This is a genomic window from Oribacterium sinus (assembly GCF_963537195.1).
Classification (GTDB): domain Bacteria; phylum Bacillota; class Clostridia; order Lachnospirales; family Lachnospiraceae; genus Oribacterium; species Oribacterium sinus_A.
Genome location: NZ_CAUTEG010000140.1, coordinates 1 through 4,835, shown reverse-complemented (window position 1 = coordinate 4,835; position 4,835 = coordinate 1). Strand labels below are relative to the sequence as shown.

The 4,835-nt window shown below is 38.5% G+C and carries 8 protein-coding genes; all 8 read left to right on the top strand.

Going from position 1 to position 4,835, the window contains the following annotated elements; translation table 11 throughout:
* The first annotated feature begins 244 nt into the window (after window positions 1–244).
* The 8 genes from RYL27_RS10910 (at window position 245) to RYL27_RS10875 (ending at window position 4,762) form a co-directional block, all read left to right on the top strand.
* Window positions 245–1,243: a PDDEXK nuclease domain-containing protein gene (locus tag RYL27_RS10910; RefSeq protein WP_314328039.1), complete on the top strand. Its 999-nt coding sequence runs from the start codon at window positions 245–247 to the stop codon at window positions 1,241–1,243.
* A gap of 17 nt (window positions 1,244–1,260) precedes the next feature.
* The gene (locus RYL27_RS10905) at window positions 1,261–1,671 is read left to right on the top strand and encodes a DUF5301 domain-containing protein (RefSeq protein ID WP_314967168.1); all 411 of its coding nucleotides are present in this window, start codon (window positions 1,261–1,263) and stop codon (window positions 1,669–1,671) included.
* A gap of 111 nt (window positions 1,672–1,782) precedes the next feature.
* Window positions 1,783–2,166, top strand: coding sequence for a hypothetical protein (locus RYL27_RS10900; RefSeq protein ID WP_314967167.1), 384 nt, complete (start codon window positions 1,783–1,785; stop codon window positions 2,164–2,166).
* 18 nt (window positions 2,167–2,184) lie between these two features.
* A complete protein-coding gene (locus RYL27_RS10895; RefSeq protein ID WP_183684249.1) occupies window positions 2,185–2,730 on the top strand; it encodes a DUF1697 domain-containing protein in 546 nt (181 codons plus the stop codon).
* 229 nt (window positions 2,731–2,959) lie between these two features.
* Window positions 2,960–3,175 (top strand): DUF3791 domain-containing protein, encoded by a 216-nt coding sequence (locus tag RYL27_RS10890; protein WP_314327771.1) that lies wholly within the window; start codon window positions 2,960–2,962, stop codon window positions 3,173–3,175.
* A complete protein-coding gene (locus RYL27_RS10885) occupies window positions 3,172–3,654 on the top strand; it encodes a DUF3990 domain-containing protein (RefSeq protein ID WP_314967166.1) in 483 nt (160 codons plus the stop codon). Before RYL27_RS10890 ends, RYL27_RS10885 begins: the two co-directional genes overlap by 4 nt.
* Window positions 3,651–3,866, top strand: a complete 216-nt coding sequence (locus RYL27_RS10880; protein WP_183684246.1) for a hypothetical protein — start codon at window positions 3,651–3,653, stop codon at window positions 3,864–3,866. The genes RYL27_RS10885 and RYL27_RS10880 overlap by 4 nt, the downstream gene beginning before the upstream one ends.
* 38 nt (window positions 3,867–3,904) lie before the next feature.
* Complete coding sequence (locus tag RYL27_RS10875) at window positions 3,905–4,762, top strand: CPBP family intramembrane glutamic endopeptidase (protein WP_314327776.1); 858 nt, start codon at window positions 3,905–3,907, stop codon at window positions 4,760–4,762.
* Window positions 4,763–4,835 lie beyond the last annotated feature (73 nt).

The window sequence follows — 4,835 nt, the reverse complement described above, 5'->3', positions numbered from 1 at the left end:
ATGTAATTATAGGGAATGCATCCAAAGTAATATGTATAGTTGCTGCTATTTTGTTGGTTCATGCGACAAAGAAGGCAAAAAGTAGCTTAATGAAAGCTGACAATGCCTCTACAGTAGGCTGAGCGGTCCTGCTGCCAAAAGTTCAGCGATTTGATAGGGACTATATCAAGAGCAAGGATGCGAGAATCAACGCATTATTGTAAAAAACATGGATTATATTGAAAGTGAGGTGAAGCGAGTGTTAATGAATTCGTCGGAGTATATCTCCATTGTTGAGAAGATAAAGAGTGAAATTACGAGTGCGCAGTATCGGGCAGCTGTTCATGTAAACGCAGATATGTTGCTCCTATATTATGACATCGGTTGTGTCATTAACGAGCACAAAACTTGGGGAAACAAGTTTATTGATAACCTTGCGTCCGATATTCGTATGGCGTTCCCGGAAAGCAAAGGTTACTCTGTTCGCAATCTAAAGTATATGGCAAAATTTGCTGCTCGTTTTTCAGATAGAGAATTTGTGCAAGAGGCACTTGCACAAATAACTTGGTATCATCATATTGCCTTGATGGATAAACTGAAGAGTGCAGATGAACATATATGGTATATGAAAGAAGCGGCAAAGAATGGCTGGTCTCGCAATGTGCTGGTGCATCAAATCGAAAGCGGACTATATCAGCGGCAGGTGCTGGTTGATAAGGTTTCTAATTTTGAGAGCCGCTTGCCATCACCGCAAAGTGAGTTGGCAGCGCAGACCATGAAAGATCCGTATGTGTTCGACTTTATCCCATTCCGTGAGGAGATGTTGGAAAGAGATATTGAGCAGGCGCTTGTTCGAGATATCACGAAGCTTCTGCTGGAACTTGGAACAGGATTTGCTTTTTTAGGCAATCAGTATCATCTTAATGTCGGGGGCGATGATTTTTATATTGACCTATTGTTTTATAATCTGAACCTGCGGTGTTATGTAGTTATCGAGTTGAAAGCAGGAGATTTCAAACCGGAATATGCCGGTCAGCTGAACTTTTACCTATCTGCAGTAGATGGAATCCTAAAGAAAGAGGAAGACAATCCGTCCATCGGCTTACTGCTCTGCAAAAGCAAGAATAATTTGGTTGCAGAATATTCCCTAAAGGACATTTCAAAGCCGATTGGTGTGAGTGAGTATAAAGTTACGAGCAGTCTTCCGAATGCCCTGGAAGAGCAGCTGCCGTCTGTTGAAGATATTCTAAAGAGAATTAAGTAAACTTGTGGAGAAAAAACATGAAAAAGTTTATGAGAATCACCTTAGCTGTTATTCTTATTTTTGCCTTAACAGCTTGCGGAGCGAAGAAGGAAATCAGCCTGCCGGAGGCAAAGGAAATAACAGAAATTGAAATCACGGAAAATCCTTCCGGAACTACTGTGAAAATCACGGAACAGGATGAAATAGCTAAAATCGTGAATGACATCAAAGAAAATACCAAAGATACAGGAGGAAAAAGTATTCATGATCAGCCTGTAAACATTAAAAATTTTCTGACTGTTAGCTTTTATTATAACAATACGGAAGGGAACCCGGAGGTCGTTTATCTATATGAAAATAGAAATAAGACCTATGCTGAACAACCCTATTCAGGGATTTGGAAGATCAAAAAAGAAGTATTTAAAGAGATTAGCGGTAAATTAAAGTAATAAAAGGACAATGTAAAAGGATTTTGACACACTATAAGTGATGTAAAAGCCATTTGCTGGACGACAGGGGGCATTTTCCCTACAATAAAAATGCTAGGGAGGTGCAGTAGCATGGAACATGATATTAGAAATAAAATCATTATCATACTTTCTTATCTGTTGATTTGGGCACTTGCCATGATAGTGTTCTGGTTTTTTACAAGTGGAAGTGATGCTATGGGCTACAGCTTGATGTTCCTTTGGATTATCCTTCCGGTAACAACATTTGTTGAGTCCGTGCTGATTGGGAAAAATGACTTTTTTGGAAAAGGAAAATGGGGATCTACCCTTTTCTTTGGCCTAATGTATATGCTTGCTGAATATGGTACATTTAAAATGGCAAACAATATTGCTTTCAACAAGCTGAATGCCCCGGATTTCGGAATGATTGTAGCCGGAGTGATAATCTCCGCAATCGGTATCTTGCTGGGTTCGTTGTGGAAGAAAAAACACTAAATTTAAGGAGGTAATTCCTTGCGCTATATCCTTTTCCTTCGAGGCGTCAATGTGGGTGGGAAAAATAAAGTTTCTATGACGGATTTAAAAGCCTTATTGGATAATGCAGGTTTTGAAAATCTTGATTCCTATATCAACAGCGGCAATCTGTTTTTTAGCAGTGCTGAAAGTCGTGAAACTTGCATTTCCAAAATAAGAAAAGTCTTAGATAGAAACTATGACTTTTCAATTCCCTTTGCTTTACTTACCAAAGAAGAGTATCTGGAAGAACAAGCGGAATTACCGGATTGGTGGGAAGAGGAGCTGGCAAGAAGAGATGTTTTGTTTTATTCCTGTGGTATGGATAAATCCGGAATTCTCCACTTTATAGAGAACTCTACATTTTACAATGAGAAAGTATATGTCGGGAAACAGGCAGTGTTTTGGGGGAAAATGGATGAGGCGGAATATCTAAAAACTACCTACCATAAAAAACTCATGAAGCAGGATTTCTACAAGCAAATTACGATTCGAAACGGAAATACCTTTGAGAAGATTGCAGAAATGTTGAGTAGCCGGGAATGAAAGAGATAGGAAAATGCATTGAACTTTAGGGAACTTCCTATTACTGATTAGTATAGAAAAGTTCCCTAAAGGAAAAGCTCTAAAAAGAAGTTGTGGAAGTATTAAGAACATTGAAGTGAAAAAAACGAAGTGTTCAAAACATCACTAAAGAATGTATACTAGGTAGTATTATTACGATAGTTTCTATGTTTTATTATCTTATTTTGTAAATTGATTGAAGGAGGGAATTTTGCGTTCGGAAATCTTTTCTTTTGTTATTTATATGATTCATGCCTGCGCAAACCGTTGGAGGAAGACGCCTGCACAGGTATATCTTGCTTTAAAACAGAGTGGCTGTCTTAATCATTACCTGGTTCCGAATTATGATATTTTACATACACAGAGTACTGATTTTGTTGTGAAAGATATTGAAGAATATCTTGCCCAAAAAGAGGTGATAGTATGATAGTATATCATGGTTCAAATCAGCATGTAGAAAATCCTGATGTAAAACATAGCCTTCGGAATTTGGATTTTGGTTCCGGATTTTATGTGACCACGGTAAAAGAACAGGCAGAGAAGTGGGCAAAACGAAGAGCGGATTTAATGACAGGAAGACCGATTATTAATAGCTATGAGCTTAGTTTGGATAAAACAGATTTTAATGTGAAAGATTTCGGAGAGGATTTGGACTCTTGGATTGATTTTGTGTGTAATTGTCGTGAGGGGAAAAAGGATTATTTGCAATTTGACATTATTATTGGAAAAGTTGCAAATGATAAAGTTTTTCGAGTGGTTGATATGTACCATCAGGGGATATGGGATAAAGAAAGAGCGATAAAGGAAATTCGTGTTTATCCCAATTATGACCAGATTGCTTTTATTTCTCAAAGATCAATTGATGAACTTTTAGAATTTGTTTTAGCAGAGGAGTTAACACCATGACAGAGGAAGCTTTAGAGCAGTTTTATCAAGAAAGTCTTGAAGAAAGATTGATACAGAATATTGCAAAAGAGTTGCATTTATCTTTAGAAGAGGCGATGGACTGTTATTATAAGAGTAGGCTGGCAGGCATGATTCAGGAGGGAAAGGAAGGAGTGCAGTATCTGGATTATAGGGCTTTAACTGCTCTTTTTATGGAAATGGAGAAGGCATAAAATTTCATACTAAGTTTATATGATTTGGAGATTATCCCATGCAAGCAATAAAGTTAATAGGAAAAAATATAGGAGTCATAGTGCTTTCCATCCTGGTACTAATAATCGGTGCTATTGCGGAAGGTTTAGTGCAAGAATACTTTTCCGGTCAGTATTTACGCCTTGTCGTACCGGCTTTTGTAAGGATTGCGGTTACCATTGCCCTTGCTTACTTTGCATCATCAAAGCTACTAAAAATGAGCGTAGAGGATCTAGGACTAAAACTCAAAAAGATGGATATAAAGTTGCTCCTTATCTCTATAGCCCTACCGCTTATCGTTCTGGCTTTTTATGCCTATGTATTGCCCGGTAAAGCTTACATTGCAAAGCCGGGAAGTTTTTGGATATCTTTGATAAGAGGCGTATTTAGTTTTGGGATTACTGCAGGAATTTGTGAGGAGCTGGTTTTCAGGGGCATGATTTTTCGGTACATGCAGAGAACTGCAGGCTTAAAAGCTGCAGTGATACTACCTTCTCTTTTATTTGCCTGTGCTCATATCATGAATATGGAAAGCTTTAATCTTACGGATCTGGTACTTTTAATCTTGGCCGGTTCATCGGTTGCAGCCATGTTTACCCTATTTGCATTAAAATCAGATTCAATCTATCCGGGGGCATTTGCCCATGCAGTCTGGAATACACTTATCATCGGCGGCGTTTTCGGAATAGGGGATATGGTAAATGGTATGGGGAACGATTCCTATATTATCATTCCCATACAGTCCACAAATAAGTTACTTACAGGCGGTAATTTCGGTGTGGAAGCAGCTCTTCCGGCGATTATAGGATATATTGCGGTTGCTTTGATGATAGGATTTTTAGTAAAGAAGGAGGGGGCGAAAGCTAAATCATCGTGAAGTCTCATTTTAGGGTATTTCCGCCTTATTCTTCAAAGCTTCCGGACATATACTTGCGTCCCCAGTCCCGCAT

Coding starts and splice junctions, on each gene's coding strand:
- RYL27_RS10910 (WP_314328039.1), top strand. CDS start 245: ATGAATTCGTCGGAGTATATCTCCATTGTTGAGAAGATAAAGAGTGAA.
- RYL27_RS10905 (WP_314967168.1), top strand. CDS start 1,261: ATGAAAAAGTTTATGAGAATCACCTTAGCTGTTATTCTTATTTTTGCC.
- RYL27_RS10900 (WP_314967167.1), top strand. CDS start 1,783: ATGGAACATGATATTAGAAATAAAATCATTATCATACTTTCTTATCTG.
- RYL27_RS10885 (WP_314967166.1), top strand. CDS start 3,172: ATGATAGTATATCATGGTTCAAATCAGCATGTAGAAAATCCTGATGTA.
- RYL27_RS10880 (WP_183684246.1), top strand. CDS start 3,651: ATGACAGAGGAAGCTTTAGAGCAGTTTTATCAAGAAAGTCTTGAAGAA.
- RYL27_RS10875 (WP_314327776.1), top strand. CDS start 3,905: ATGCAAGCAATAAAGTTAATAGGAAAAAATATAGGAGTCATAGTGCTT.